This window comes from Oscillibacter sp. KLE 1728 (assembly GCF_934833455.1).
GTDB classification, from domain to species: Bacteria; Bacillota; Clostridia; order Oscillospirales; family Oscillospiraceae; genus Oscillibacter; species Oscillibacter welbionis.
This window is the reverse complement of record NZ_CAKVVF010000033.1, coordinates 1-2303: the sequence shown is the minus strand read 5'-3', so window position 1 is coordinate 2303 and position 2303 is coordinate 1. Positions and strand designations below refer to the sequence as shown.

Annotated in this window: 3 protein-coding genes; all 3 read left to right on the top strand. The window is 60.1% G+C overall.

Features of this window, described 5'->3' with window-relative positions; translation table 11 throughout:
• Positions 1 to 83 precede the first annotated feature (83 nt).
• Entirely contained in the window at positions 84 to 1073 is a 990-nt protein-coding gene (locus QVE23_RS05480; protein ID WP_021749711.1) for a thiamine pyrophosphate-dependent dehydrogenase E1 component subunit alpha, read from the top strand.
• Positions 1074 to 1093: 20 nt separating this feature from the next.
• Positions 1094 to 2068, top strand: a complete 975-nt coding sequence (locus QVE23_RS05475; RefSeq protein ID WP_021749712.1) for an alpha-ketoacid dehydrogenase subunit beta — start codon at positions 1094 to 1096, stop codon at positions 2066 to 2068.
• Between the two features lie 27 nt (positions 2069 to 2095).
• A partial coding sequence (locus QVE23_RS05470; protein WP_287967720.1) for a biotin/lipoyl-containing protein occupies positions 2096 to 2303 on the top strand: 208 nt, incomplete at its 3' end.

Genomic DNA, 2303 nt, shown 5'->3' with positions numbered 1-2303 from the left:
TGAAGATTTCACCGCCCTGCGCATCTGTCCCAGCAAATTTCAAAGAGTGCCTACAGGATAGTCGGCAGAAGGGAGTTTTTCCTATGGCAGCAACAAAGGCAGCAAAATACACCAAGGAACTGGCGGAGCACTTTTATGAGACCATGTGCACCATCCGCAAGTTTGAGGAGAGCGTGAAGCACGACTTCCTGAATGGTGAGATTCCCGGCTTCGTGCACCTGTACATCGGTGAGGAGGCCATCGCCACTGGTGTGTGCTCCGCTCTGCGGAAGGACGATATGATCGAGTCCACTCACCGCGGCCACGGCCACTGTGTGGCCAAGGGCGCGGATGTGAACCGCATGATGGCTGAGATCTTCGGCAAGAAGACCGGCCTGTGCCAGGGCCGCGGCGGCTCCATGCACATTGCCGACTTCTCTGTGGGTATGCTGGGCGCCAACGGCGTCGTGGGCGGCGGCTACAACCTGGCCACCGGCGCTGCCCTGGCCAGCAAGATGATCCTGAAGAACGACCGGGTTTCCGTGGTGTTCTTCGGTGACGGTGCCTCCAACCGCGGCACTTTCCACGAGGCCATGAACGTCGCTTCCGCCTGGAAGCTGCCCGTGATCTTCGTCAATGAGATGAACTGCTGGGCTTCCACCACGCCTTACCGCACCACCTGCAATGTGGAGAACATCTCCGACCGCGCGGCGGGTTATCATGTGCCCGGTGTGATCGTGGACGGCCAGGATGTCTTTGCTGTGTATGAGGCCGCCAAGGAGGCTGTTGCCCGTGCCCGTGCCGGCGAAGGCCCCACGTTCATCGAGGCCAAGACCTACCGCATTGAGGGCCACTTCGTGGGCGACCCTGAACTGTATCGTGACCACGCCGAGACCCAGAAGATCTATCACGACACCGATCCTCTGAAGATGTTCCGCGCCAAGGCCGCCAAGCTGAAGCTGATGACCGCCGAGGAGTGCGACGCCATCGATGCCAAGTGTGAGCAGAAGATCAAAGACGCCAAGGAGTACGCCATGCAGAGCGAGTACGCCGATGCGTCCGAGTACATGAAGTACGTCTACGTGGATGACTAAGGCGAAGGAGGACAAATACGATGCGTAAGATCACTTTTTCTCAGGCCACTCAAGAGGCCATGGCCGAGACGATGGCGAAAGACCCCACTGTATTCGCAATGGGCGAGGACCTGGCCCGTCAGGGCGGTATCTTCGGTCAGTTCAAGGGCCTGCCCCAGCAGTTCCCCGGCCGGATCATTGATACCCCCATTTCCGAGACCTTTATCATCGGCGGCGGCGTAGGCGCGGCTCTGGCCGGCGCCCGTCCCGTGGTGGACATGCACTTCGCCGACTTCATCGGCGTGCCCATGGACGAGATCTTCAACCAGATGGCAAAGGTCCGCTACATGTTCGGCGGCCAGGCCAAGGTGCCCCTGGTCCTGCGTGCGCCCGACGGTTCTGCCGGCGGCGGCGCTGCACAGCATTCCCAGTGCGTGGAGTCCTGGTTCGCCCACATCCCCGGCATCAAGGTTGTGGCGCCCTCCAATCCCTATGACGCCAAGATGGTGCTGAAGGCCGCCATCGAGTGCGACGACCCCGTGCTGTACTTCGAGAACAAGATCCTGTACAAGGAGAAAGGCGAAGTGCCCGAGATCGGCGAGGAGGAGCCTTACACCCTGGGCAAGGCCCGCGTGGAGCGTGAGGGTAAGGATGTGACCATCGTGTCCTACTCCATCGGCATGAAGAATGCCCGCGGCGCTGCGGACCTGCTGGCCAAGGAGGGCATTGAGGCCGAAGTCATCGACCTGATCACCCTGTCTCCCTGGGATAAGGAGACCGTGCTGAACAGTGTGAAGAAGACCCACCGCCTCTGCATCGTCCACGAGGCTGTCAAGCAGGGCGGCTTCGGCGCGGAGATCTCCGCCACCGTCGCGGAGGAGGCCATGGAGTATCTGGATGCCCCCATCCTGCGGTACGGCGCTCCCTTCTGCCCGATCCCCTTCGCTCCCACCCTGGAGAAGATGGTGAAAGTGGTTCCGGAGGACCTGGTAAAGGGCATCAAGGGCATGTTTTAATGCCTGTTGAAAAGGAGATTTTCAAGTATGGCAACTGAAGTATTGATGCCCAAGCTCGGCCTGACGATGACCGAGGGCACCATTGAAGAGTGGAAATATAAAGAGGGCGACGCTGTCAAGAAGGGGGACATTCTGTTCTCTGTTGCAACGGATAAGCTGACCAACGACGTGGAGTGCGAAGAGGACGGCACCCTGCTGAAGATCCTGCTGCCGGAGGGCGAGACCGCCCCCTGCA

Coding starts and splice junctions, on each gene's coding strand:
- QVE23_RS05475 (WP_021749712.1), top strand. CDS start 1,094: ATGCGTAAGATCACTTTTTCTCAGGCCACTCAAGAGGCCATGGCCGAG.
- QVE23_RS05480 (WP_021749711.1), top strand. CDS start 84: ATGGCAGCAACAAAGGCAGCAAAATACACCAAGGAACTGGCGGAGCAC.